The sequence below is a fragment of the Quadrisphaera sp. KR29 genome (genome assembly GCF_052644995.1).
Window position 1 is genome coordinate 1 of record NZ_JBQXXG010000010.1, and the last position, 24503, is coordinate 24503.

Below are 24503 nucleotides of genomic sequence, written 5' to 3' on the forward strand. Positions count from 1 at the left end.
GGGGTGGGGTGTGGCCCCCCCCCCCGCCCCCCGCGGGCCGGGGGGGGGGGGCCCCCCGGGGGGGCCCCCCCCCCCCCCGCGTCCAGGGGCCCTACCTCCCCAGGACCATCCCGCCGTTGGGGGAGATGACCTGGGCGGTGACCCAGCCGGCGTCGGGACCGAGCAGCCAGCAGACCAGCGAGGCGATCTCGTCGGCGTCCCCGACCCTGCCCACGAGGGTCTGGGCGACCCGGGCCTGCACCACCTCCTGCGACACGCCGGCCCAGAACTCCGTGCCCGGCACGAAGCCGGGCGCCACGACGTTGGCGGTCCCTCCCGAGCGGCCCAGCTGGGCGGCGAGGTCGAAGGCCCAGGAGTGCAGGGCCGCCTTGCTGGCGCCGTAGGAGCCGGTGCGCGAGCCGCGCAGCGCCGCCACCGAGGACAGCAGCACCACCCGGCCCCCCTCGCGCTCCAGCGCCGGCCGCAGCGCCTCGACCAGCAGCACCGCCGTCATGACGTTGAGGTCGAAGCCGGCGCGCCAGTGGTCCCGGACGGCCTCCAGCGAGCCGTCGGCGGCCGGTGGGGCTTTGCCGCCCGCCGACGCGACGACGCCGGCGCAGCCCAGTCCTGCTGCCGCGACGGCCCCGGCGACGCGGCGCGCGCCGTCCGGGGTGGAGACGTCGGCGTCGACGACGAGGAAGCTGCCGGGGGCGTGGGCGGCCACCTCCTCGAGCTTGTCCCGCCGTCGCCCCACCAGGGTGGCGTGGCGCCCCCGGGCGGCGAGCGCCAGCGCCGTCGCCCGGCCGATGCCCGTGCCACCGCCGGAGACGACCACGGTGCTCAGGGCGCCGTCGGCGCCACCGCTGCCGGTGTCCGGGGCCGCCACGCCGGTCAGCCCTCGTACTCCGCGACGAGCTCCCGCTTGAGGACCTTCCCGGAGGGTCCCTGCGGCAGTGCGGGCCGCACGTGCACCACGCGCGGGTGCTTGTAGGCGGCCAGGTGCTGGCGGGCCTCGGCCACCATCGCGTCGGGGTCGAAGGCGCGCCCGGCCTCGGAGTCCTCCAGCACCACCGCGGCGTGCACCTCCTGGCCGTGCTCGGGGTCGGCCACGCCGAAGACGGCCACCGACGCGACGCCGGGGTAGCGGACCAGGACCTCCTCCACCTCGCGGCAGTACACGTTGTAGCCGTTGCGGATGATCATGTCCTTGGCGCGGTCGACGATGCGGATGCGCCCCTGCTCGTCCTTCGTGGCGATGTCCCCGGTGCGCAGCCAGCCCTCCACCACCGCCTCCTCGGTGGCGTCGGGGTCGCCCAGGTAGCCCTTGAAGAGGTTGTGCCCGCGGATGACCAGCTCGCCGCGCTCCCCGGCCGGCAGCACGACGATCCGCTCGGGCTGGGAGGGGTCGCTCACCTCCGCCTCCACGCCCCACACCGCGAAGCCCACCGACCCCGCCACCGCCGGTTCGCCGACCCTGTTGAAGGAGGCCACCGGCGAGGTCTCGGTGAGGCCGTAGCCCTCGTGCACCGGGGCTGCGAAGACCTGCTGGAAGCGCTCGAGCACCGCCTCGGGCAGGGCCGCGCCCCCGGAGACGGCGTAGCGCAGCGGCGGCAGCTGGCCACCGCCCTCGCGGTGCGGGCCGGCGGCCTGCAGCAGCGCCCCGTACATGGTCGGCACGCCGATGAAGACGGTGGCCTGCTCGGCCTCCATGACCCGCAGCGCCGTCGCCGGGTCGAACTTCGGGAGCAGCAGCACGGTGGCCCCGATGCGGAAGGCGGTGTTCATGACGCACACCTGCCCGAAGGTGTGGAACAGCGGCAGCCCGCCGAAGACGACGTCGCCGGTGCGCATGTCGAAGCAGTCGATGAGCACCGTGTTGACGTTCTCGACGATGGCCAGGTGGCTGCCGACGGCGCCCTTCGGCCTGCCGGTGGTCCCGGAGGTGTAGAGCACGGTGGCCGGCGCCAGCGGCGGGACGGCGACCAGCTGCTCCAGGGGCTCGGCCGCGGCCGCCTCGTCCTCCAGGCGCGGGGCGGGCACCTTCTCGCGCTGCTCGTCCGGCACGAGCACGGTGACCACGGGGACCCCGGCGGCCGCCGCGGCCGGCAGCGCCGCCGCCAGCACCGGGGCGGCGGCCACCACGAGGGTGGCGCCGGAGTCGCGCAGCACGTGCTCGACCTCCTCGGCGGTGAACAGCAGGTGCACCGGGACGACGACGGCGCCCAGCGCCAGCAGGCCGAAGTACACGCGGGGGAAGTCCGGCACGTTGGGCACGAGCACCGCCACGCGGTCCCCGGGCCCCACGCCGCGGGCGCGGAAGGCGCCGGCGCACGCGCGGGCCTGCTCCCACAGCTGCGCGTACGTCACGCGCTCGGAGCCGCACACCACGGCGGTGCGCCCGCCGTGGCGCCCCGCGGAGGAGGCCAGCAGCGAGGCGACCGACAGCGAGCCCAGGCCCGGCCCGGTGAGGGCGTCGGCGCGCGGGTCCGGCCACGCCGCCCGCGGTGAGCCCTCGGCGCTGGTGGTCGGCGCGGCGGGTGCGGTGGTCACGGGGCGTCCTCCCTCCGGCGCCGTCACCGGCGGCGGCGCCTGCGGACATCGTGTCCGGTCGGCTGCGACCGGTCCACCCGTGGGTCACCGCCCCGGGGCGGTCGCTGGCATGCTGCCCGGGCGCCGGCGAGGAGCCGCGCCCACCGCCGTCGTCCCCACAGACCTGGAGGAGCCGTGAAGGGCTTCCGCGAGTTCATCCTGCGCGGCAACGTCGTCGACCTCGCCGTCGCCGTCCTCATCGGAGCCGCCTTCAGCGCCCTGGTGAGCTCCTTCACCGAGAACCTGCTCACCCCGCTCCTGGGAGCCTTCGGCGGAGTGCGCGACTTCTCGGCCCTGGTGCTCACCGTCGGCGGCAGCAGGTTCGGCGTCGGCGCCTTCATCAACGCCGTCATCACCTTCCTCATCACCGCGGCGGTCCTGTACTTCCTCGTGGTGAGGCCGGTCAACGCCCTGGTGGCGCGCTACCGCACCGAGCCGGAGCCCTCGGCGCCCGTGCACGAGTGCCCCGAGTGCCTGTCCAAGATCCCGGTGCGGGCCACCCGCTGCGCCTTCTGCACCGCCCGGGTCGCGCCCGCCGCCTGACGGGTGGCACGGGGGCGGGCCGGGTTGGGGCACCTGCTGCGCGGGTAGGGACCGGTCATGGCCATGACGACCACGAGGGGCGAGGTCCGCGAGGGCGAGCTGCCCAGCACGCTGCAGCGCTCGGGGGCGAAGGCGCAGGCGACCTTCGCCAAGGCCCACGACTCCGCGCAGGAGAGCTACGCGGACGCTCCGGACACCGAGGAGCGGGCCCGGCGCACCGCCTTCTCCGCGCTGAAGCACACCCACGAGAAGGTCGGCGACCACTGGGAGCCCAAGGAGGGCGGGCGCAAGGGCCCCTCCGACCCCCAGGCCGCAGGTGGCGCCGACACCGACCGCCCCACCGCCGGCGGCGTGGACGCGGGGGCCACCAAGGAGCACCTGCTCGAGCTCGCCAGGCGCCTGGACGTGCGCGGCCGGTCCCGGATGAGCAAGGACGAGCTGGTGCAGGCGCTGCAGAGGGCCAACGACGCGCAGACGCGCCGCGCCCGCTCCTGAGGAGCGGTCCGGGCGGCCACGGCGGTCCGCTCCGGTGTGCCGCGGGCCCGACGGGGGTAGGGGCCTGCCATGACGCAGACACCCGCTTCCGCAGGAGCCCCGACCGGCGGCCAGACCCCGCCCCCGAGCACCGAGGGGGTCGCCCGCGCGGTGACGGAGCTGGCCCAGCAGGCCAGCGGCCTGGTCCAGCAGGAGGTCGCCAGCGCCCAGGGCGAGCTGGTCGACAAGCTCAAGGCCAACCTGCCCGCCGCAGCCCTGCTCGGCACGGCGGGGGTCTTCGGCGTGTTCGCCCTCGCGAGCGCGTACCGGTGGGGTGCGGCCCTGCTCGAGAAGGCCCTGCCGCCGGCGAGCGCGGCGTTCGCCGGCCTGCTCCTGGACGGTGCGCTCGCGGGCGCTGCCGGCATCGCCGGGGCGCGGCTGCTGCGGGAGGCCCCGGCCCCGCTGCCCACCGAGACCGCGCGCGACGCCCAGCAGGCCGTCCTCGACGTCCGCGACCAGGTGCAGCAGCAGGCACCGAGCAGCTGAGGAGCGCTCCCCGCGCGGTGCGCGGCCGCCCCGGGCGCCGCCGCCGGGCGCGCAGGAGCCCGGCACCCCCCGCCGAAGGACCGGGGGTGCCGGGCTCCTGCGCGCTGCGGCCGTCGGCCGCGCCGCGCGGTCAGCTCACTGGCAGGCCTCGCAGTCCTCGCCGTTCTCGATCGAGCAGGCGGTGGCGCCGGTGAGCCAGTCGTCGTCCTCGGCGGCCGCCTGCGGCTCGGCCGGGGCGGTGGTGGCGGTGGTCTGCGTCATGCGGTCCTCCAGGGGTGCGGGGGGCGTGCGCCGGGCCTGCTGGCGCGACGCCCGCGGGGGTCACAGCCCGACGGGCGCGGGGCCGTCCAGGGTAGACGCGCGCCGCGAGCGCCGGCCCGTCAGGCACGCCGCGGCGGCGAGCCCGACGGCGACGCCGTCCTCGACCAGCGCCGCCTGCCAGTCCGGCACCCGCCGCGAGGCCCACCGCCGCCAGGCCAGGCCCCCGAAGGCGCCGCCCGTGGCGCCCGCCGCCGCCGCGACCGAGGGGACGACGGCGTTGGCGCCCTCCCGGGCGGCCAGGGCCGCGGCCCCGCCGGTGGCGGACACCAGGCGCGCCGGCAGCCCCTGCGCCGAGGTGCGCGCGGGGGCCGCGGGCGACTTGTCGGCCACCAGCTCACCCACCGCCGGCAGCACCGCGAGCACCTTGGCGCCGGCCGAGGCCCCCGACGTCAGCGCGGGGGCCACCAGCCCCAGGCTGCTGCGGCTGCCCGCCGCCGCGCCCAGCAGCGCCGACCTGAGCACCAGCCCGGCGCTGGCGCGGCGCCGCCGCGCGCTGGCCGGCTCCAGCGCCCGGAGCACCCCGTGGGCCGCCATCCCGAAGGCCAGGTGGGGCACCGCGTCGGCCACCCAGTCCCGCCGCGTCCACGTCCGGGGGTCCGAGACGCCCAGCGCCCCCATCGGCAGGTCGGTCGCGGCCATCGCCACGGCGCCGGTGACGGCCGCCCCCCCCGGCCCGGAGAAGCGCAGCCCGGCGGTGCGCGCCGCGCTCACGAGGACCCCCGTCGCCAGGCCGGCCGCGGTGCCCGACAACGCGCCGAGCGCGGTGAGGCGGTTGCTGCGCTGCTCGCCCCGCCCCGGCACGTCGCGGCCGGTGGCGCGCACCGCGGCCTCGACCACGTCCGCGGGCGCGCTGCTGGCGGGCCGCCCGCGCCAGGCCATGTCGGCGTGGGTGACGGCGCCGAGGACCGCGGTGCCCACGGCGCCGGCGGCCAGGCCGCGGCCGAGCGCCGATCCGCGCGGGCGAGGGGTGGATGCCATGCCCGCCACGGTCGAGGGGGCGGGCCACCTCGGCAACTCGGGCGGCGCCGCGGGGCCTGCGGCGCGCCCGCCGTCGCCGGACCACCCGCTCCCGCGGGGGCGGGCGGTCCGGGCGCCTCGTGTGGCACCCTCGTCCCGTGCGGAGCTGCACCGGCGCTCGCCCTCACGGGTGGTCGTGGTCGCGGCGCGCTCACCTCAGGCGCGGTCCGCGCCGAGGGGACGGGTGTGGAGGTGGCTGAGACGGCGCAGCGGCGCACGAGCACGCGGGCGACCGCGGGGTTCGTGGTGGGCACGTGGGGAGGCTCGGCGGCTGCCGCCGGGGCCGGCCTCGCGCTGTGCGCGGTCACCGGGTCCCCGTGGCCCGCGGCGGCGCTGCCCGTGCTGGGCGGCGCCCTGGCCGTGGTGCCCCTCAGCGGCGCGGCCACGGCGGTGGCCGCGGCGCCGCTGGCGGCGGCGACCACCGCCGTCGCCCTCTCGTCGGTCGGGCGGGGAGACCTGGGGGCGGCGGCCGGCCTGGCGGCCGCCCTCGTCGTCGGGGCGCTGGTGGCGCTCGCCGTGCTCATGACCCGTCGCCGCGCGGCGTCCGAGCTCGAGGCCGCGCTGCAGCTGGCCGACGCGGTCTCCGTGGTGGACGAGGCCACGGGCTGCTACAACGCCAACGGGCTCGACCTGCTCGCCCGCCACGTGCTCGGCGCCGCACGCCGCTCCAGCGGGGCCATGCACGCCTCGCTGGTGCAGCTCGGCGACCTCGAGCCCGTGCGCGACCTCGGCGGTCCGGAGGCCGTGGCGGAGGTCGTCGGCGGGGTGGCCGACGCGCTGCGCGCCAGCACCCGCGGCGCCGACGTGGTGGGCCGCTGGGCCGACGACCTGTTCGTGGTGCTCGGCCCCGGCACCGGTACCACCCCCGCCGAGCTGGAGCGCCGCCTGCGCGTGCGCCTGCTCGGCAGCCCCGAGGCACCGCTGGTGCGCTGGGCCTGCTCCCTCACCGTCGGCTCCGGCCTGCTCGAGCCGTGGGACTCCGGCGGCCTGGCCGAGCTGGTCGGCCGCGCCGAGCAGGACCTCGCGCTGCGCCGCGCCCTGCGCGCGCCCAGCGCCGTCGAGCCGGTCCGCTCCCGGCCCTCGCGCCGGTCCCAGGACCACCCCGGCCCCCTCGGCTGACGCCCCGCGCCCCTCTCCGTGGGCGCAGGGTGGCCCTGGTCCCGTGGGAGTGGAGCAGGGCCACCCTGCGCCAGTGGGGGACGGGCACGGCTCCACCCGGGCGCTGACCGGCACCGCTCATGACGACGGCGAGGGCGGCCGCGCGCGCCGCTGCGCCCGCCGCCTAGCCTCGGCGGGGTGGCACGCGGCGCGCAGCAGGGGCTCGGCCGCGCGGTCGCCGTCGTCGCCGACCTCGCGCGCGCCTGCCACCCGGCGCCGACGGTCGCGGTGACCTCCTTCGCCGCGGCCCTGGCCGCCGCGGCCGCGCCCCCGGGACGGCGCGCGTCGACGGCGGGCCGGGTGGCCGCTGCCGTGGGCCTGGGGCAGGTGGCGGTGGGCTGGGCCAACGACGCCCTCGACGCGCCCCTGGACGCCGCCGCCGGGCGCACCGAGAAGCCCGTGGCGGCCGGCAGGCTGCCGCGCGCCGCCGTCGGCGCCGGGGCCGTGCTCGCCGCCGCGGCCGCCGTGCCGGCCTCGCTGGCCCTGGAGGCCGGCCGCGCCGGGACCGGGCGCCTGCACCTGGTGGGCCTGGCCGGCGCCCTCGGCTACGACCTCGGCCTGAAGGGCACCCCGGCCAGCCCCCTGCCGTACCTGCTGTTCTTCGGGTCGCTGCCCTCGGTGGCCGTGGGGGCGGCCGGCCGCAGCGCCCCGCGCCTGCTGTGCACCGCCGCCGGCCTGCTCGGCCTGGCGGCGCACCTGGCCAACACGGTCCCGGACGCCGCTGCCGACGCCGCCACCGGCGTGCGCGGCCTGCCCCAGCGGCTCGGTCCGCGGGCCAGCCGCGTGGGCGCGGCGCTCGGGGTCGCGCTGGCCGACGCCGTGCTGCTGGCCGGGCGCCGGCGGGAGCTGGGACCGGCGCCCACCGGGCTGCTGCTGGCCGCCGGTGCCGCCGGAGCCCTCGGCGCGGCCGCGGACGGGCGCACCGGCTTCCGCGCCGTGATGGGCGCCGCAGCGCTCAGCGTGGCCGGGGTGCTCGCCGACGCCGCCGGCGGCCGCGCCGCGCTGCTGCGCTGAGGCGCTCGCCGGCCGCACGCCGGATCCGGGCGGGACCCCGCGACTACCCTGGTGGGCACGCCCGGGGCCTTCGCCCGGGCACCGAGAGGAGCCCCCAGCGTGACCACCACGGACCAGCCAGCCCCCGCGCCCAGCGACGCGCCGCCCCAGCGGTACACCGCCGCGCTCGCGGCGCAGCTGGAGCTCGCGTGGCAGCAGCGCTGGGCCGAGGAGGGCACCTTCGAGGCGCCCAACCCCAGCGGCCCGTGGGGTGACGCGGCGGCGGTGGCCGGGCGCGAGCCGCTGTTCGTCATGGACATGTTCCCCTACCCCTCGGGAGCCGGGCTGCACGTCGGGCACCCCCTGGGCTACATCGCCACCGACGTGTGGGCCCGCTACCAGCGCATGAGCGGCCGCAACGTGCTGCACACGCTGGGCTACGACGCGTTCGGCCTGCCCGCCGAGCAGTACGCGGTGCAGACCGGCCAGCACCCGCGGGTCACCACCGAGGCGAACATCGCCACGATGCGCCGCCAGCTGCGACGCCTGGGCCTGGCCCACGACGCGCGCCGCTCCATCTCCACCATCGACCCCGACTACTACCGCTGGACCCAGTGGATCTTCCGCGAGGTCTTCGAGAGCTGGTACGACCCGCAGGCCGTCCGCCCCGACGGCGGCCGCGGCGCGGCGCGGCCCATCGCCGAGCTGCGCGAGGCCTACTCCTCCGGCGCCCGTCGGCCCGAGGACGGCTCCTCCTGGGCCGACCTGGACGACGTCGCCCGCCGCCGCCTGGTGGACGACCAGCGCCTGGCCTACATCTCCGAGGCGCCGGTGAACTGGTGCCCGGGCCTGGGCACGGTGCTGGCCAACGAGGAGGTCACCGCCGACGGCCGCAGCGAGCGCGGCAACTTCCCCGTGGTGAAGCGTCCGCTGCGCCAGTGGATGATGCGGATCACCGCCTACGCCGACCGCCTGGTGGACGACCTGGACCGGCTGGACTGGCCCGAGGCCGTCAAGGCGATGCAGCGGCACTGGATCGGGCGCTCCACCGGCGCGCAGGTGCGCTTCGCCCTGTCCGGCGACGGCGTCGACGGCGGGCACCTGGAGGTCTTCACCACCCGACCGGACACGCTGTTCGGGGTGACGTTCATGGTCGTCGCGCCCGAGCACGGCTCGCTGGACGACCTGCCCGCCGCGTGGCCTGCGGGCACCCCCGAGGGCTGGACCGGCGGCGCCGCCACGCCCGCGCAGGCCGTGGCCGCCTACCGCGCCCAGGCCGCCGCCCGCACCGAGGCCGAGCGCACCGACGAGGGCCGCACCAAGACCGGCGTCTTCACGGGGCTGCACGCGGTCAACCCCGTCACCGGCACCGCCGTGCCGGTCTTCACGGCCGACTACGTGCTCATCGGGTACGGCACCGGCGCGATCATGGCCGTGCCCGGCCAGGACGAGCGCGACCACGCCTTCGCCGAGCGCTTCGAGCTGCCCGTCGTGCGCACGGTGCAGCCGCCGGAGGGCTTCGAGGGCGGCGCCTACACCGGCGCCGGTCCGGCCATCAACTCCTCCAACGACGACGTCGACCTGGACGGCCTGGACGTGCCCGAGGCGAAGGAGCGCATCACCGCCTGGCTGGAGCGCACCGGCGCCGGCCGCCCGGTGACCACCTACCGCCTGCGCGACTGGCTGTTCAGCCGCCAGCGCTACTGGGGCGAGCCGTTCCCCGTCGTCTACGACGAGCACGGCCTGCCGGTCGCCGTCCCCGCCGACCAGCTGCCCGTGCTGCTGCCGGACGTGCCGGACTACTCCCCGCGCACCTTCGAGCCCGACGACACCACCAGCGAGCCCTCCCCGCCGCTGTCGCGCGTGCCGGAGTGGGTCGACGTCACCCTGGACCTGGGTGACGGCCCGAAGCAGTACCGCCGCGAGACCAACACCATGCCCAACTGGGCGGGCTCGTGCTGGTACGAGCTGCGCTACCTGGACCCCCAGAACGGCCAGGCCCTGGTCGACCCCGAGGTCGAGCGGTACTGGATGGGCCCCCGCCCGGAGCGGGCGGTGCGGGCCGCCGACGGGTCCGCCGTGCGCGACCCCGGAGGGGTCGACCTGTACGTCGGCGGCGTCGAGCACGCCGTGCTGCACCTGCTGTACTCCCGCTTCTGGCACAAGGTGCTGTTCGACCTGGGTCACGTCTCCTCCGAGGAGCCGTTCCGCCGCCTGTTCAACCAGGGCTACATCCAGGCCGACGCCTTCACCGACGTCCGCGGCAGCTACGTGCCCGCCGCCGAGGTGGTCGAGACCACCAGCCCCACCGGGGCGCGGGAGTTCACCTGGCAGGGCGAGCCCGTCACCCGCGAGTACGGGAAGATGGGCAAGTCGCTGAAGAACGTCGTCACCCCCGACGACATGTACGAGGCCTACGGCGCCGACACGTTCCGCGTCTACGAGATGTCGATGGGACCGCTGGACGACTCCCGCCCCTGGGAGACCCGCGCGGTCGTCGGCTCGCAGCGCTTCCTGCAGCGGCTGTGGCGCAACGTCGTCGACGAGGCCACCGGTGAGGTGCTGGTCAGCGACGCCGACGCCGACCCGGCCACCCGCGCGCTGGTGGCCCGCACCGCCGCGGGCGTGGCAGCGGACTACGAGGGGCTGCGCTTCAACACCGCCGTCTCCAAGCTCATCGAGCTGAACAACGAGCTCACCAAGCTGTCCTCGGTGCCGCGCGAGGCCGCCGAGGCCCTCGTGCTCATGGTGGCGCCGCTGGCGCCGCACGTGGCCGAGGAGCTGTGGTCCCGCCTGGGCCACGAGCGCTCGCTGGCCTTCGAGGCGTTCCCCCGCGCCGACCCCGCGCTGCTGGTGCAGCAGACGGTGACGTGCGTGGTGCAGGTCTCCGGCAAGGTGCGCGACCGCCTCGAGGTGCCCGCCGACGCCACCGAGGACGCGCTGCGCGAGCTGGCCCTGGCCTCCTCGGCCGTGCAGCGGGCGCTGGAGGGGCGCGGGGTGCGCACCGTGGTCGTCAGGGCCCCCAAGCTCGTCAACGTCGTACCCGCCTGAGGCTCGCGCCGACCTCCTGCTGACGGGGCCCGCCGTCCGCCCACAGGGCGGGCGGCGCGCCCCGTCGCCGGTGGCGCCTCCACAGGTGCCCCGCCGGGGAGGCCGGTGCGGTGGCGACGGCGACAGCCTGGTCGGGTGCTGGACGGGGCGCCCGGCCCGGGCTGGGAGGACGACGGCGGCACCGGCTCGTCGGCCGGTGCGCGTCCGCCGGAGGGTGCGAGCGCGCCACCGGACGGCGCGAGCGCGCCACCGGCCGCGGCGGCCCTGCGGAACAGGAGCGCCGTGCGGGCGGCCTCGCGCCGCGACCTGCGGGCGGCTGCCCCGCCGTGGCAGCCGTCGGTGGCCGAGCGGCTGCGGGAGGCGCGCTGGTCCCTCGGCCCGTCGGCGGCCGCCGGTGCCCTGCTGGTCCTCGCCGCGGCCGCGGTGCTGCTGGTGCTCTCAGCGGGCTCGGCGCCCTCCGCCGTGCCCACCCCGACCCCGGCGGTGGCCGTGCCCGCGCGCACGCCCGCTCCGGAGCCCTCCGGGCCGTCCTCGGTCCCGCCGGAGCCGTCGGTCGCCGCGGTCGGCGCACCGCTCGCGGCGGCCGCGCCGGCGCCCGCCGAGGTGGTCGTCGACGTCGCCGGCCAGGTGGCGGCGCCGGGCCTGGTGCGCCTGCCCGCCGGGGCCCGCGTCGACGACGCCGTGCGCGCGGCGGGCGGGGCCCTGCCCGGGGCCGACGTGCGCCGCGTGAACCTGGCCCGGGTGCTGCTCGACGGCGAGCAGGTGGTGCTGCCGGCACCGGGGGAGGAGCTGCCCGCACCGCCGGTGAGCGGCCCGGCCGCCGCTGCCGGGCCCGTGCCGCCGGCGGCCGCCGCTGACGCGGCGGGCGGCGGTCCGGGCGGCGCCGTGGACCTCAACAGCGCGACCCTGGCCGACCTCGACGCCCTGCCGGGCGTCGGTCCCGTGCTCGCGCAGCGGCTCCTGGACTGGAGGGCCGAGCACGGCCGCTTCTCCAGCGTGGAGGAGATCGGGGAGGTGCCGGGCTTCGGGCCCGCAGCCCTGGAGCGGCTGACGCCGCTGCTCGCGGTGGACCCGTGAGCGGGGCGGGGCCGTGACGGACGTGCCACCGGTGCTGGGCCTGCTGCTGCCAGCCGCCTCCGACGGGCTGCGCGGCCCCGGCGGCGCCCGCACCAGGGCTCGCCTGGACGCCCGGCTGCTGCCCGCGGCGGTCGCTGCCTGGGGGTCGGCGGCACTGGCGCCCGTGCTGCCGGTGCCGGTGCTGGCGGCCGCGGCCGCGGGCGCCGCCGTGGCGGCCGCCGGCTGCGTGCTGCGCCGGCGCGCGGCGGGGGCGGCGCTGGTGCTGGCGCTCGTGGCGGCCGTCGCGGTCTCCGCCGGCGCCGGGCTCGTGCAGCGCTCCACCGGGCTGCTGCAGCCGCTGGCGGCCCAGCAGGCGACGGCGGAGGTCACCGGCACGGCCGCCTCCGACCCGGTCGCCGTCCGTCACGACCCGGACCGCGCGTGGGCGGGCGCGAGCCCGCGGTGGGTGGTCCGACTGTCCGCCACGGCGGTCAGCGGGCGGGGGAGCGCCTCCGCGGTGCGCGCGGAGGTCGTGGTCGTCGGCGGGGCGGGCTGGGACGCGGTCCGCCGCGGTGACCGCGTCCGCGCCACGGGGCGGCTGCAGCCGACCGGGCCCGCCGACCCGGCGGCCGCGCTGCTCCTCGCGATCGGCGCGCCCGACGCACGGCCGGCCGGCGGGTGGGCCGCAGCGACCGCCCAGCGCCTGCGGGCGGGCCTGGTCAGCGCGTGCTCACCGCTGCCGGTGGACGCGCGGGGGCTGCTGCCCGGCCTCGTGGTCGGTGACACCACCGCCGTTCCCGCGGACCTCGCCGAGGCGATGCGGGCCACCGGCCTGACGCACCTCACGTCGGTCTCGGGGGGCAACACGGCGCTGGTGGCCGGAGCGGTGCTGGTGCTCGGCGCGGCCGTCGGCGTCCCCCGCCGGGCCCGCCTGGTGCTGGCGGGGGCCGCCCTGGTGGCCTACGGCGCCCTGGCGGGCGCCGACCCCAGCGTGCTGCGCGCGGCGGTGATGGGGCTCGCCGCCGTGGTCGGCGGGCTGCTGGCCCGCGGCGGGGGAGGGCTGCCCGCGCTGTCGACGGCGGTCGCCGCCCTCGTGGTGGCCGACCCGTGGCTGGCGCGGCAGGCGGGCTTCGCCCTGTCGGTGCTGGCCACCGCGGCCCTGGTCCTGCTCGCGCCCGTCTGGGCGGAGGCGCTGGCGCGCCCGCTGCTGCGCGGCGCGGTGCCGGGGCGCCGGGCGGCGCCCGTCCGCGACGCCCTGGTCGGCGCCGCGGCCGCCGCGGTGGCCGTGCCGCTGGCGGCCCAGGTGGTGTGCGCCCCCGTGGTGCTCCTGCTGGCGCCCGGGGTGCCGCTGCTCGCGGTGCCCGCCAACGCCCTGGCGGGCCCGGCCGTGGTGCCCGCGACGCTGCTCGGGCTGGTGGCCACCGCCGCCGAGCCGCTGGGGTCACCGGGAGCAGCGCTGGCCGGCGCGGCGGCGCGCGCCGGGGGCCTCGCGGCGCAGTGGGTGGCCCTGGTCGCCCGCACCGGGGCGGCCTCGCCGGTGGCGGTGCTGCCCTGGCCGCAGGGTCCCGCCGCTGCGGCGGCGCTGGGAGCGCTGACCGTGCTGGTCGCGGTGCTCCCGCGGCTGCTCCGGCCGGGGCGGCGCGCGCGCCGGCGCGCATGATCGCCGTCGGGCCGGCGTGGCAGGGTGTGCCGGTGCCCGCAGCCCGCTCCACCGCCCGCAGCCGCCCCACCCCGGCGCGCGGCCAGGGCGGTGCCCCGGCCCTGCCCTGGCACCAGGCCCACCCCGGGCCCGTGGTCCTCGTGACGGGCCCGGAGCAGCTGCTCGCCGAGCGCGCGGTGGAGCGCGTCCGCGACGCCTGCCGGCAGGATTCCCCCGACCTCGAGGTGGTCACCGTGGAGGCCGGTGCCTACCGCTCCGGGGAGCTGGCCCAGTGGACCAGCCCCTCCCTGTTCGAGGAGGCGCGGCTGGTGGTCGTCGTCGGGCTGGAGGCCGCGCCCGACGCGCTGGTCACCGACGTCACCGCCGCGCTGGGCGCCCTCCCGCAGGACGTGGTGCTGCTGCTGCGCCACGCCGGCGGTGCGCGGGCGGGTGCGCTGCTGCAGGCGGCCAGGCAGGTGCCCGGCGCGGTGCTGGTGGAGTGCCCCGCGGTCAAGGGAGCCGCCGAGCAGCGCGCGTTCGCCCAGACCGAGCTGCGCTCCCACGGGCGCAGCATCGACGACGACGCGCTGGACGCGCTGCTGCTGGCCGTCGGCTCGGACCTGCGCTCCCTGGCCGCGGCCTGCTCGCAGCTGGCCGCGGACGTGCCCCGGGGCCCGGGGGGCCGGCCCGCCCGGCTGAGCGGTGAGGACGTGGAGCGCTACTACGGCGGGCGCGCCGAGGTCACCGGCTTCAAGGTGGCCGATGCCGCGGTGGCCGGGCAGCGCGCCGAGGCCCTGCGCCTGCTGCGCCAGGCCCTCGACGCCGGCCTCGACCCGGTGCCGCTGGTGGCCGCCCTCGCGCTGAAGCTGCGGGGGATGGCCAAGGTCGCCTCCGCCGGGCGGGGCTCGCCCGACGCCCTCGCCAGGGGGCTGGGCATGGCGCCCTGGCAGGTGCGCACCACCCGCGACGCCCTGCGCGGCTGGACGCCCGAGGGCATCGCCGCCGGCATCACCGCCCTGGCCGAGGCCGACGAGCAGGTGAAGGGCGCCGGGCGCGACCCCCGCTACGCGGTGGAGAAGGCCGTCATCGCCATCACCGCCGCCCGCGCCGGCTGAGGCCGCCCCCGGGGCGCCGGGGACACCGGGGACGACGCAGGGCGGGGACGGACCTCGTCCGTCCCCGCCCTGCGGAGTGCTGTGGCGGTCGGCCGCTGCCTCAGGAGGCGGCGGACACGGCCTTGGCCAGGGCCGACTTGCGGTTGGCGGCCTGGTTGGAGTGGATGACGCCCTTGGAGACGGCCTTGTCGAGCTTGCGCCCGGCCACGCGCAGCGCGGTGCTGGCCTTCTCGGCGTCACCGGCGGCGACGGCCTCGCGGACGTGGCGCACGGCGGTGCGCAGCTCGGACTTCACGGCCTTGTTGCGCAGGCGCGCAGCCTCGTTGGTGCGGATGCGCTTGATCTGGGACTTGATGTTGGCCACGGGCCGGTCTCTCCGTCGCGTCTGGGGTGTCTGTCTGTTCAGGCGGTGGCCGGTGGCAGCAGCTGCCCCGGCCCCCGGAGCCTTCGTGCGGCCCCGTCCCCGGTGGGAGGTGCGCGCGCAACCACCAAGGCTACCAGCGCCGCGACGCAGCACTGGACAGCACCGGACAGCGCTGGGCGGCCCAGCGCGGACGGACCCGCCGCGGACTCGCCCGTCCCGCTGCCCGCGGGGCCCTGGCCTCGATACGGTCGCGACCATGGACGTGAGGTCGTCGACCGGCGGCGCCGGCAGCGGGGTGGACGAGCTCCCCGGCGGGCTCTTCGACGGGTACGCCGCCGCCGCGGCGGCCAGCGGCGCCTGGGACGAGATGTTCACCCCGGACCTGTCCGTGCGCGAGGCCAGCGCCCCCGTCCACGCGGCGCTGGCGGGCACCGCGGTGCGCGACCTGCGCGGCCGCGCTGACGCCCTGGCCTCCTCCTACACCGACAAGGGCATCACCTTCGCCGTCGGCGGGGAGGAGCGCCCCTTCCCCCTCGACGTCGTGCCCCGCGTGGTCAGCGCCCAGGAGTGGTCGGTGGTCGAGGCCGGTGTCGCCCAGCGCGTGCGGGCGCTGGAGGCCTTCCTGGCCGACGCCTACGGGCCGCTGCGCGCCGTCGAGGACGGCGTGGTGCCCCGCGCGGTCATCACCTCCTCCTCCCACTTCCACCGCGTGGTCGCCGGCATCGAGCCGCCCAACGGGGTGCGCGTCCACGTGGCCGGGGTCGACCTCGTGCGCGACGCCGAGGGCGTCTTCCGGGTGCTGGAGGACAACGTCCGGGTGCCCTCGGGCGTCAGCTACGTGCTCACCAACCGCACGGCGATGGCGGGCGCGATGCCCGAGGCCTTCAGCGACCAGCGCATCCGCCCGGTCTCGGCCTACCCCCGCCGGCTCCTGGCCGCGCTGCGCGCAGCGGCGCCGGTGGGCGTGGAGGACCCGACGGTCGTCGTCCTGACCCCCGGGGTCTACAACAGCGCCTACTTCGAGCACGCGCTGCTGGCCCGCAGCATGGGCATCGAGCTGGTGGAGGGCCGCGACCTCGTCTGCCGCGGCGGGCGGCTGCACATGCGCACCACCGCCGGCCTGCGCCCGGTGCACGTGGTCTACCGGCGCGTCGACGACGAGTACCTCGACCCGGTGCACTTCCGCTCCGACTCCATGCTGGGGTGCCCCGGCCTGCTCAACGCCGCGCGCGCCGGCAACGTGACCATCGCCAACGGCATCGGCAACGGCGTCGCGGACGACAAGCTCCTCTACACCTACGTGCCCGACCTGGTGCGCTACTACCTCGGCGAGGAGCCCGTGCTGCCCAACGTCCCCACGTGGCGGCTGGAGGAGCCGGCGGCCCGCGAGGAGGTCTTCGACAGGCTCGCCGAGCTGGTGGTCAAGCCGGTCGACGGCTCCGGCGGCAAGGGCATCGTCATCGGCCCGGCCGCGAGCCCGCAGGAGCTGGAGCAGCTGCGGGCCCGCGTCAGCGCCGACCCCCGCGGGTGGATCGCCCAGCCGGTGGTGCGCCTCTCGACGGTGCCGACGCTGGTGGGGGACAGGGTGGCGCCGCGCCACGTCGACCTGCGCCCCTTCGCCGTCAACGACGGCTCGAACGTGTGGGTGCTGCCGGGGGGCCTGACGCGCGTGGCGCTGCCCGAGGGGGAGCTGGTGGTCAACTCCTCCCAGGGCGGCGGCAGCAAGGACACGTGGGTGCTCGCCGACGACCGCCCGGAGGAGGCCGCTCCCGCGCGCGCCCGCTCCAGCGCCGTCCCGGCGCCCCCGGGGGCCCCGCCGGACCGCGGGCCGGGCGTGGCCGGCACCGCCGACGTGCGCGACCAGCAGCAGCAGCAGCAGCAGCAGGCGCAGCGGGCGCCGGGGGAGCAGGGGCAGCCGTGCTGAGCCGCATCGCCGAGGCGCTGTTCTGGATCGGGCGCTACGTGGAGCGCGCCGAGGACACCGCCCGCCTGCTCGACGTCCAGCTGCAGCTCCTGGTCGAGGACCCGTGGCTGGACGAGGCGACGGCGTGCGCCAACCTCCTCGCCGTCATGGGCGCGCCCCTGGAGGCCGGCGAGGACGGCACCGTCCCGGCGGCGGACCGCCGCACCGTGCTCGACAGGCTCGGCTACGACCCGTACTCCTCCGCCTCGATCGTGGCCTCGATCGGCGGTGCCCGCGAGAACGCCCGCCGGGCCCGCGAGACGGTCTCCACGGAGATGTGGGAGGTGCTCAACACCGCCTACAACGCCGTGCCCTCGGGCCGGTGGCGCGCGGTGAGCGCCCACACGTTCTTCGCGTGGGTGCGCGACAGGACCTCCACCGTCACCGGCATCGCCGACTCCACGATGAGCCGCGACGACGGCTGGCTGTTCCTCGTGCTGGGCCGCAGCATCGAGCGCGCCGACATGACGGCCCGGCTCATCACCTCCACCGCCAGCCTGGGCGGGCCGGCGAGCCGCTGGCCGTCCCTGCTGCGCGCGTGCGGCGCGCACGAGACCTTCCTGCGCACCTACCGGGGCCTGGAGGACGAGACCGAGGCGGCGGAGTTCCTCCTGCTCGACAGGCTCTTCCCGCGCTCGGTCGTGCACGCCCTCGCCCAGGCGGAGCGGTGCCTGGCCGAGCTGGAGTCCAGCGGGCAGCGGGCGGGGGTCTTCGACGAGGCGCAGCGCCGCCTCGGCCGGGCGCGCGCGGAGCTGGAGTACCGCCCGCTGACGGACGTCCTGGCGCACCTGCCCGACGAGATGGAGCGGGTGCAGCGCACCTGCTCGGCCGCCTCCGACGCGGTGGCCCGCCGGTACTTCTCCAGCGCCGAGGCGCTGACCTGGGTGGGGGGGACCGCATGAGCGCGCGCCTGCGCATCGCGCACCACACCGGCTACCGCTACGGCGCACCGGTGACCAGCTCCTACAACGAGGTGCGGGTCACCCCGATGACCACCCCGGAGCAGACCGCGCTGCGCACGCGGCTGGAGGTGCGCCCGGCGCCCTGGCAGCACGTCTACCACGACTACTGGGGCTCGCAGGTGACCGTCTTCGAGGTGCACGAGCCGCACTCGGAGCTGGCGGTCACCGCGACCTCCACCGTGGAGGTCGACAGGCCGACAGCGCCCGTGCCCGGCGGCGGCTGGGAGGTGCTCCGCGACCCGCGCGCCGTCGACGAGATGGTGGAGCTGCTGGCCGCCTCCCCGGCCACCCAGCCCCCCGCGGAGCTCGCCGAGCGCGTGCAGCGGCTGGCCGCCTCCGGCGCCGCGCCGGACGACCTGGCCGCTGAGGTCTGCTCCCTGCTGCACCGGGAGGTCCGCTACGTGCCGGGCGCCACCGGGGTGGCCTCCCACGCCGCCGACGCCTGGCGCGAGCGCGCCGGCGTCTGCCAGGACCTCGCCCACCTCGCGCTGGGCGCGCTGCGGCTCGCGGGCGTGCCGGCCCGCTACGTCTCCGGGTACCTGCACCCCGACCCCTCGGCGCCGGTGGGCGCCACCGTCTCGGGGGAGTCCCACGCCTGGGTGGAGTGGTGGACCGGGGACTGGTTCGGGTGGGACCCCACCAACGACGTGCCGCCCGGCGACCGCCACGTGGTCGTCGCCCGCGGGCGCGAGTACTCCGACGTGCCGCCGCTCAAGGGCGTCTACGCCGGGACCGCGCCCTCGGAGATGGTCGTCAAGGTCGACATCACGCGCCTGGCCTGACCCGCGCCGGCTCAGCCGGCGGTGGGGAGCAGGCGCGGGGCCCTGCGGGCGTCGACGACGGCCTCGAACGCGGCGGCGTAGCCGAGCACGTCGACGTCGTCCCACTGCGCGCCGGTGAACGTGACGCCCACCGGGAGCACGTCGCCGGGGCCCGCGAAGCCCGCGGGCACGGTCACGGCCGGGTACCCGGCCACGGCGGCCGGCGTGGAGGTGGCGTAGACGAAGGCCGGCGGCTCGCCGTCGGTGTTCTGGTAGCTGAGCAGGTCCGGCGGCGTGCCGGTCAGCGAGACGACCGCCGCGAGGTCGTCCTGGTCACCGGGTCCCTGGGCGAGCGTGGTGTCGATCGACGCGCGCGCCAGCCGCCGGGCGTCCGCGCGGGCGCTGGCGACCTGCGGGGAGTCCGCCCCCGGCCCGGAGGCGGCGTCCTCGAAGGTCTCCTGACCGAACAGCGACAGCTCCACGGGGTCGGCGGCGTTGATCGCGATGAGGTCGCCGAGGGTCCTCGGCTGCCCCGGCGCGAGGCCGGCCAGGTAGGCGTCGACGTCGCGGGCGAACTCCGGCGCCAGGGCCAGGCCCTCGCCGGCCCCGACCGCCTCGGTGTCGGGCAGCTGGACGGGCACCAGCGTCGCGCCCGCCGCCTGCAGCGCGGCGACGGCGGAGGCGTAGACGGCCTCGGTGGCGTCGTCGACGGCGGCGGACTCCTCCTCGGTCAGCGTCCAGTACCCCAGGCGCGCTCCGGCCAGGGAGGGCCCGTTGCCCTCCACCAGGCGGCCGAAGGAGGTGTCCACGCCGTCGGGGCGCGCGGTGGTCGCGGCGTCGGCCGGGTCGACGTCGTCGAGGGCCTCCATGGCCAGCGCCGCGTCGACGGCGTGGCGGGCCAGGAGCCCGGCGGTGTCCTGCTCCAGCGACAGCGGCACGACGCCGGTGCGGCTGACCACGCCCAGGGTCGGCTTGACGCCCACCACCCCGTTGGTGGCGGCGGGGCAGACGATGGAGCCGTCGGTCTCGGTGCCGATCGCGATCTGCGCCAGGGAGGCGGCCACGCCCGCTCCGGACCCGGAGGAGGAGCCGCAGGGGTCCCGGTCGAGCGCGTGGGGGTTGCGCGTCTGCCCGCCGACGCCGCTCCAGCCGCTGGTGGCGGACGTGGAGCGGAAGTTGGCCCACTCCGACAGGTTCGCCTTGCCGATGACCACGGCGCCCGCGGCCCGCAGCTGCGCGGTGAGCGAGGCGTCGGGCGCGAGGTTGCCCGCCAGCGCCCGCGAGCCCGCCGTGGTCGGCAGCCCGGCGGAGCCGATGTTGTCCTTGAGGAGCACCGGCACGCCCTCCAGCGGGCTGCGGGCGCCGTGGGCGGCGCGGTGGGCGTCGCTGGCGCGCGCCTGCTCCAGCGCCGTGGGGTCGAGCGCCAGCACGGCACCGACCTGCGGGTCGACGTCGCGGATGCGCTGCAGGTAGGCGGCGGTCAGGCCCTCGGCGGTGAGCTCGCCGGCCTCGATGCGCCGCTGCAGCTCCGGGACCGTGAGCGGGTCGAGGTCCAGCCGGGGCACCTGCAGCCCCGCGGCCTGCGCCGCGGCGAGCAGCTCCCCCGCGCGGGCGGGGGCCGCGGTGCCGGTCCGGGCGGGCTCGGCGGCGGTGGGACCGCCGGCCCCCGCCAGGTCAGCGGCTGCCGCGTCGGCCGCCGGGGGCGCGGTGGGGTCGAGGTCCGCGGCCGAGGCGGACAGCGCCCCCGCGGGCAGGACCAGCGCGGCGGCCAGGGCGGAGGCGGCGGCGCGCGGTGCTCGGCGGACGGGACGGGGCACGGGAGCCTCCCAGGGTGCTGTGCGCCGGCTGGTGCGCAGCCGGGCGCCTCGGGTGGTTCGTCACCGTACGGGTGGTCCGTCCCGGTGTCTCCCTGTGCCTCCCCGTGGCTCCCGGTGCCTCCTGCGTCCGCCGGGTGCTCGGAGGACCGGCCCCTTGCGCGTGACGACCCGGTCACGCGCAAGGGGCCGATCCTCCGAGCACGGCGCATGGCGCACGACGCACCCCGGCGTCCGCAGGGCCGCGCGAGCCGCGCAGGGAGGGCTGCCGCCGCCGGAGGCCGGCGGGCGCACCGGCGCGGACCCCGCTGCGTGGGAGCATGGGCCGGTGCCAGCGTCCCCCACGTCGTCGTCCGCCGGGCTGGCGGGCATCCAGCCCGCGTCCACGGCGCCGGAGCGCCTCCGCAATTTCTGCATCATCGCCCACATCGACCACGGCAAGTCGACCCTGGCCGACCGCATGCTGCAGATCACCGGCATCGTCGACGACCGCGCCATGCGCGCGCAGTACCTCGACCGCATGGACATCGAGCGCGAGCGCGGCATCACCATCAAGAGCCAGGCCGTGCGCATGCCGTGGGCGCCCCGCACCGGCGCGCTCGCGGGCCAGGCGCACGCCCTCAACATGATCGACACCCCGGGCCACGTCGACTTCACCTACGAGGTCTCCCGCTCGCTGGCCGCCTGCGAGGGCGCCGTGCTGCTGGTCGACGCCGCCCAGGGCATCGAGGCCCAGACGCTGGCCAACCTCTACCTGGCGATGGAGAACGACCTCGCCATCGTCCCGGTCCTCAACAAGATCGACCTGCCGGCGGCGCAGCCGGAGCGCTACGCCGAGGAGCTCGCGGGCCTGGTCGGCGGTGACCCCGCCGACGTCCTGCGGGTCTCCGGCAAGACGGGCGTGGGCGTGGAGGCGCTGCTCGACAGGATCGTCGACGTCGTCCCCGCCCCGGTGGGAGACCCCGCCGCCCCGGCGCGCGCCATGATCTTCGACTCCGTCTACGACACCTACCGCGGCGTGGTCACCTACGTCCGCGTCGTCGACGGCGTGCTGCGCCCCCGCGAGCGCATCGCGATGATGTCGACCCGCGCCCAGCACGACCTGCTGGAGATCGGCGTCTCCAGCCCCGAGCCGACCCCGTCCGAGGGCCTCGGCGTCGGCGAGGTGGGCTACCTCATCACCGGCGTGAAGGACGTCCGCCAGAGCCGCGTCGGCGACACCGTCACCTCCGCCGCGCGCCAGGCCGCCGAGCCGGTCGGCGCCTACGAGGACCCCAAGCCGATGGTGTTCTCGGGCCTGTTCCCCATCGACGGCTCGGACTACCCGCTGCTGCGCGACGCCCTGGACAAGCTCAAGCTCAACGACGCCGCCCTGGCCTACGAGCCCGAGACGTCGGTGGCCCTCGGCTTCGGGTTCCGCTGCGGCTTCCTGGGGCTGCTGCACCTGGAGATCACCCGCGACCGCCTCGAGCGCGAGTTCGGGCTCGACCTCATCTCCACCGCGCCGTCGGTGGTCTACGAGGTCACCCTCGACGACGGCCGCGAGGTCACCGTCACCAACCCCAGCGAGTACCCCGCGGGCAAGGTCTCCGAGGTCCGCGAGCCGGTGGTCAAGGCCACCGTGCTCACGCCGAGCGACTACATCGGCACGGTCATGGAGCTGTGCCAGCAGCGCCGCGGCGAGCTGCAGGGGATGGACTACCTCTCCGAGGACCGCGTGGAGATGCGCTACCGCCTCCCGATGGCGGAGATCGTCTTCGACTTCTTCGACGCCCTGAAGTCGCGCACCCGCGGCTACGCGAGCTTCGACTACGACGTCGACGGCGACCAGGCCGCCGACCTCGTCAAGGTCGACATCCTCCTGCAGGGCGAGCAGGTCGACGCCTTCAGCGCCATCGTCCACAAGGACAAGGCGTACGCCTACGGCGTGATGATGGCCGGCAAGCTGCGCGAGCTCATCCCGCGCCAGCAGTTCGAGGTGCCCGTGCAGGCCGCGATCGGCGCGCGCGTCATCGCCCGCGAGACCGTCCGCGCCATCCGCAAGGACGTCCTGGCCAAGTGCTACGGCGGTGACATCACCCGCAAGCGCAAGCTGCTGGAGAAGCAGAAGGAGGGCAAGAAGCGCATGAAGATGGTCGGCCGCGTCGAGGTCCCCCAGGAGGCGTTCATCGCCGCGCTCTCCACCGACGCGCCGACGGGCAAGGACGCCGCCAAGAAGTGAGTCAGCCGCAGCGCGCGGTCATCGCGCGCTGCGGTCCGGCGTCGCCGCCCAGGTACCTCCCGACGTCGGCGAACCCGGCGCGCGCGTAGGCGCGCAGGCCGGCGTGGTTGCGCTCGTTGACCGTCAGGACGACGATGCGCGCCTCCGGCGCCACGGCCGGCGCCAGCGCCACGACCGCGCGCGCAGCGGCGGTCCCGAGGCCGCGGCCCTGCTGGCCCGCGCCGATGACGAAGGACCGCAGCAGCACCGCGGCGGCCGGGTCCTCGCCGGCGGCGGTGAGCAGCCCGGCGAGCTCGGCGTCGGCGTCGCGGGCCGCCGCGCCGGCGTGGAGCACCCCGGCGCCGACCACGACGTCGTCGTCGACCACGACGAACGGCGTGCGCGCCGGGTCGGCGAGGGCCAGCGGGAAGGACTCCGCCGGCGGGAGGGCGAACCGGCGCTGCTCGGGGCTGGTCTGCAGGCCGGACGCCGCGGCCAGCAGCGCGCCGTCGTCGGGTGCCACCACCACGAGGCGCACTGCCACGCCGCCATCCTGCCCCGCGGTGTCGGAACGCTGCCGCGAGGTGTCGGAACCGGGCCCGGGTTCCGACGGGTGGTGGCGCAGTTCCGACAAGTCGGGCCCGCTCGCCGCACCGCCCGGGGAGGATCGGGTCCTGTGGGCACCCTCCTCGCCGTCTGCCGCGTGCACCAGCTGCTGCCCGACGACGGCACCGTGGGCGTCACGGCCATCGACAAGCGCCCCGTGCAGGGTCCGGTCAAGGTGCTGGCGCTCGGCGCCCACGGCGACGTCCAGGCCGACAGGTACGACCACGGCGGACGCGACAAGGCGCTGTACGCCTACGCCCAGGAGGCCGCCGACCGGTGGGCCACCGAGCTGGGGCGCGAGGTGCCGCCGGGGCTGTTCGGGGAGAACCTGCGCACGGCCGGGGTCGACGTCGACGGCGCCGAGGTCGGCGAGCGGTGGCGCATCGGCTCCGGGGAGGCAGCCCTGGAGGTGGAGGTGACGATGCCCCGCACCCCCTGCGCGACGTTCGCGCGGCGCATGGGGGAGCAGCGGTGGGTCAGGCGGTTCGCCCGCGCCGGCGCCCCGGGCGCCTACCTGCGGGTCGTCCGGCCCGGCACGGTCGCCGCCGGAGACGCCGTGGAGGTCCTGTCGCGCCCCGGGCACGGCGTGGGCGTGGCCCGCTGGCTGGTCGAGGCCGACCCCGCCGACGCCCGCACGCTGCTGGCCTGCGCGGCCGACGGGGAGCTCGACCTCGCCCCGGACCTGCTCGACCTCCTGGTCGTCGTCGCCCGGCGCTGACGGCCCCGCCCGGTCAGCGCGGCTGCAGCGCCGCGACCATGACCACCTGCGGGTCGGCGGCCTGCGCCAGCCACCGGGCGCCGCTGTCCGCGAAGCCGGCCCGGGCGTACGCCGTGCGCGCCGCGGCGTTCGACTCGTGCACGCACAGCACCAGCAGCTCGGCCTCCGGCTCCAGCGCGTGCGCCAGCGCCCGCGCCTGGCGGGCCGCCGCCGTCCCGTACCCCCGGCCCTGGTGGTCGTGGCCGACGTAGAAGGCCCGCAGCAGCAGGCCCCGACCGGGGTCGTCCAGCAGGTGCTCGAGCTGGCCGTGGCGGTCCAGGGTGCCGAAGCCGACCACCCGCCCACCCCCGCCCGTCCCCGGGTCCGGGTCCGGGTCCGCGAGCACGGCGAAGGGGACCCGCAGCGCGTCCGCGCTGGCCGGGGGGTAGGTGCGCGAGGCCGGCAGGCAGTACCGGTCCTGGCCCGGTCCGGGCCGCAGCGCCAGGACCTCCGCGAGCAGCCGCGGGTCGCTCGCCGCCGACAGCGGCTCCAGCCTCACGCGCGGCAGCGGCCCGCCGGTCTGCGCCCCACCGCGTCGTCCAGCACCGCGTCGTCCAGCCACGTCCCCATCCCAGCACCGCCACCCGCCCGCTCG

The 24503-nt window shown here is 77.7% G+C and carries 22 protein-coding genes; 14 read left to right on the forward strand and 8 right to left on the reverse strand.

The genetic code is table 11. The features are described 5' to 3' along the window. Window positions 1-91 precede the first annotated feature (91 nt). On the reverse strand, window positions 92-865 hold the full coding sequence (locus ACUN9U_RS10510) for an SDR family NAD(P)-dependent oxidoreductase (protein WP_445484917.1): 774 nt from the start codon (window positions 863-865) through the stop codon (window positions 92-94). 5 nt (window positions 866-870) lie between these two features. Next, the gene (locus tag ACUN9U_RS10515) at window positions 871-2529 is read right to left on the reverse strand and encodes a long-chain-fatty-acid--CoA ligase (RefSeq protein WP_445484918.1); all 1659 of its coding nucleotides are present in this window, start codon (window positions 2527-2529) and stop codon (window positions 871-873) included. Window positions 2530-2703: 174 nt separating this feature from the next. Between ACUN9U_RS10515 and mscL the strand changes: the two genes are divergently transcribed. From mscL to ACUN9U_RS10530, 3 genes are all read left to right on the forward strand, one after another. Further along, a complete protein-coding gene (gene mscL, locus ACUN9U_RS10520) occupies window positions 2704-3111 on the forward strand; it encodes a large conductance mechanosensitive channel protein MscL (RefSeq protein WP_445484919.1) in 408 nt (135 codons plus the stop codon). Between the two features lie 57 nt (window positions 3112-3168). Then, complete coding sequence (locus tag ACUN9U_RS10525) at window positions 3169-3606, forward strand: ChaB family protein (protein WP_445484920.1); 438 nt, start codon at window positions 3169-3171, stop codon at window positions 3604-3606. Between the two features lie 69 nt (window positions 3607-3675). Further along, the gene (locus ACUN9U_RS10530) at window positions 3676-4131 is read left to right on the forward strand and encodes a phage holin family protein (RefSeq protein ID WP_445484921.1); all 456 of its coding nucleotides are present in this window, start codon (window positions 3676-3678) and stop codon (window positions 4129-4131) included. Window positions 4132-4266: 135 nt separating this feature from the next. On the opposite strand, the gene ACUN9U_RS10535 is transcribed toward ACUN9U_RS10530, so the two are convergent. Together ACUN9U_RS10535 and ACUN9U_RS10540 are read right to left on the reverse strand one after the other, a co-directional pair. Further along, entirely contained in the window at window positions 4267-4392 is a 126-nt protein-coding gene (locus tag ACUN9U_RS10535; protein ID WP_255472122.1) for a hypothetical protein, read from the reverse strand. A 60-nt stretch (window positions 4393-4452) separates the two neighbouring features. Further along, the gene (locus ACUN9U_RS10540) at window positions 4453-5430 is read right to left on the reverse strand and encodes a hypothetical protein (protein WP_445484922.1); all 978 of its coding nucleotides are present in this window, start codon (window positions 5428-5430) and stop codon (window positions 4453-4455) included. Window positions 5431-5661: 231 nt separating this feature from the next. Between ACUN9U_RS10540 and ACUN9U_RS10545 the strand changes: the two genes are divergently transcribed. The 6 genes from ACUN9U_RS10545 to holA all read left to right on the forward strand — a co-directional run bounded on the left by ACUN9U_RS10545 (window position 5662) and on the right by holA (window position 14481). Next, a complete protein-coding gene (locus ACUN9U_RS10545; RefSeq protein ID WP_445484923.1) occupies window positions 5662-6588 on the forward strand; it encodes a GGDEF domain-containing protein in 927 nt (308 codons plus the stop codon). Between the two features lie 177 nt (window positions 6589-6765). Next, window positions 6766-7641, forward strand: coding sequence for a UbiA family prenyltransferase (locus ACUN9U_RS10550; protein ID WP_445484924.1), 876 nt, complete (start codon window positions 6766-6768; stop codon window positions 7639-7641). A 99-nt stretch (window positions 7642-7740) separates the two neighbouring features. Beyond that, window positions 7741-10671 carry a leucine--tRNA ligase gene (leuS, locus tag ACUN9U_RS10555; RefSeq protein WP_445484925.1) on the forward strand — a complete coding sequence of 977 codons (2931 nt, stop codon included), beginning with the start codon at window positions 7741-7743 and terminating at the stop codon, window positions 10669-10671. A 135-nt stretch (window positions 10672-10806) separates the two neighbouring features. Beyond that, entirely contained in the window at window positions 10807-11748 is a 942-nt protein-coding gene (locus ACUN9U_RS10560; RefSeq protein WP_445484926.1) for a helix-hairpin-helix domain-containing protein, read from the forward strand. Window positions 11749-11761: 13 nt separating this feature from the next. Continuing rightward, window positions 11762-13387, forward strand: coding sequence for a ComEC/Rec2 family competence protein (locus ACUN9U_RS10565; RefSeq protein ID WP_445484927.1), 1626 nt, complete (start codon window positions 11762-11764; stop codon window positions 13385-13387). Window positions 13388-13419: 32 nt separating this feature from the next. Continuing rightward, window positions 13420-14481 carry a DNA polymerase III subunit delta gene (holA, locus tag ACUN9U_RS10570; protein WP_445484928.1) on the forward strand — a complete coding sequence of 354 codons (1062 nt, stop codon included), beginning with the start codon at window positions 13420-13422 and terminating at the stop codon, window positions 14479-14481. A 100-nt stretch (window positions 14482-14581) separates the two neighbouring features. Here holA and rpsT read toward each other — a convergent pair whose 3' ends face one another. Then, entirely contained in the window at window positions 14582-14845 is a 264-nt protein-coding gene (rpsT, locus tag ACUN9U_RS10575) for a 30S ribosomal protein S20 (RefSeq protein WP_445484929.1), read from the reverse strand. A gap of 256 nt (window positions 14846-15101) precedes the next feature. Between rpsT and ACUN9U_RS10580 the strand changes: the two genes are divergently transcribed. The 3 genes from ACUN9U_RS10580 to ACUN9U_RS10590 are packed head-to-tail and all read left to right on the forward strand — an operon-like array spanning window position 15102 to window position 18552. After that, the gene (locus ACUN9U_RS10580; protein WP_445484930.1) at window positions 15102-16769 is read left to right on the forward strand and encodes a circularly permuted type 2 ATP-grasp protein; all 1668 of its coding nucleotides are present in this window, start codon (window positions 15102-15104) and stop codon (window positions 16767-16769) included. Further along, window positions 16763-17710 carry an alpha-E domain-containing protein gene (locus ACUN9U_RS10585; RefSeq protein WP_445484931.1) on the forward strand — a complete coding sequence of 316 codons (948 nt, stop codon included), beginning with the start codon at window positions 16763-16765 and terminating at the stop codon, window positions 17708-17710. The genes ACUN9U_RS10580 and ACUN9U_RS10585 overlap by 7 nt, the downstream gene beginning before the upstream one ends. After that, window positions 17707-18552 carry a transglutaminase family protein gene (locus ACUN9U_RS10590; RefSeq protein WP_445484932.1) on the forward strand — a complete coding sequence of 282 codons (846 nt, stop codon included), beginning with the start codon at window positions 17707-17709 and terminating at the stop codon, window positions 18550-18552. Before ACUN9U_RS10585 ends, ACUN9U_RS10590 begins: the two co-directional genes overlap by 4 nt. 11 nt (window positions 18553-18563) lie before the next feature. Here the strand turns inward: ACUN9U_RS10590 and ACUN9U_RS10595 are convergent, their stop codons facing one another. Beyond that, a complete protein-coding gene (locus ACUN9U_RS10595) occupies window positions 18564-20348 on the reverse strand; it encodes an amidase family protein (RefSeq protein WP_445484933.1) in 1785 nt (594 codons plus the stop codon). Between the two features lie 325 nt (window positions 20349-20673). Here ACUN9U_RS10595 and lepA point away from each other — a divergent pair, with 325 nt between their 5' ends. Beyond that, the gene (gene lepA, locus ACUN9U_RS10600; protein ID WP_445484934.1) at window positions 20674-22566 is read left to right on the forward strand and encodes a translation elongation factor 4; all 1893 of its coding nucleotides are present in this window, start codon (window positions 20674-20676) and stop codon (window positions 22564-22566) included. A gap of 1 nt (window position 22567) precedes the next feature. On the opposite strand, the gene ACUN9U_RS10605 is transcribed toward lepA, so the two are convergent. After that, complete coding sequence (locus ACUN9U_RS10605) at window positions 22568-23089, reverse strand: GNAT family N-acetyltransferase (RefSeq protein WP_445484935.1); 522 nt, start codon at window positions 23087-23089, stop codon at window positions 22568-22570. Window positions 23090-23221: 132 nt separating this feature from the next. Between ACUN9U_RS10605 and ACUN9U_RS10610 the strand changes: the two genes are divergently transcribed. Beyond that, window positions 23222-23869: an MOSC domain-containing protein gene (locus ACUN9U_RS10610; RefSeq protein ID WP_445484936.1), complete on the forward strand. Its 648-nt coding sequence runs from the start codon at window positions 23222-23224 to the stop codon at window positions 23867-23869. A gap of 13 nt (window positions 23870-23882) precedes the next feature. On the opposite strand, the gene ACUN9U_RS10615 is transcribed toward ACUN9U_RS10610, so the two are convergent. Continuing rightward, entirely contained in the window at window positions 23883-24470 is a 588-nt protein-coding gene (locus tag ACUN9U_RS10615; RefSeq protein WP_445484937.1) for a GNAT family N-acetyltransferase, read from the reverse strand. Between the last annotated feature and the right edge of the window lie 33 nt (window positions 24471-24503).

Coding starts and splice junctions, on each gene's coding strand:
- ACUN9U_RS10525 (WP_445484920.1), top strand. CDS start 3,169: ATGGCCATGACGACCACGAGGGGCGAGGTCCGCGAGGGCGAGCTGCCC.
- ACUN9U_RS10530 (WP_445484921.1), top strand. CDS start 3,676: ATGACGCAGACACCCGCTTCCGCAGGAGCCCCGACCGGCGGCCAGACC.
- ACUN9U_RS10535 (WP_255472122.1), bottom strand. CDS start 4,392: ATGACGCAGACCACCGCCACCACCGCCCCGGCCGAGCCGCAGGCGGCC.
- ACUN9U_RS10540 (WP_445484922.1), bottom strand. CDS start 5,430: ATGGCATCCACCCCTCGCCCGCGCGGATCGGCGCTCGGCCGCGGCCTG.
- ACUN9U_RS10580 (WP_445484930.1), top strand. CDS start 15,102: ATGGACGTGAGGTCGTCGACCGGCGGCGCCGGCAGCGGGGTGGACGAG.
- ACUN9U_RS10590 (WP_445484932.1), top strand. CDS start 17,707: ATGAGCGCGCGCCTGCGCATCGCGCACCACACCGGCTACCGCTACGGC.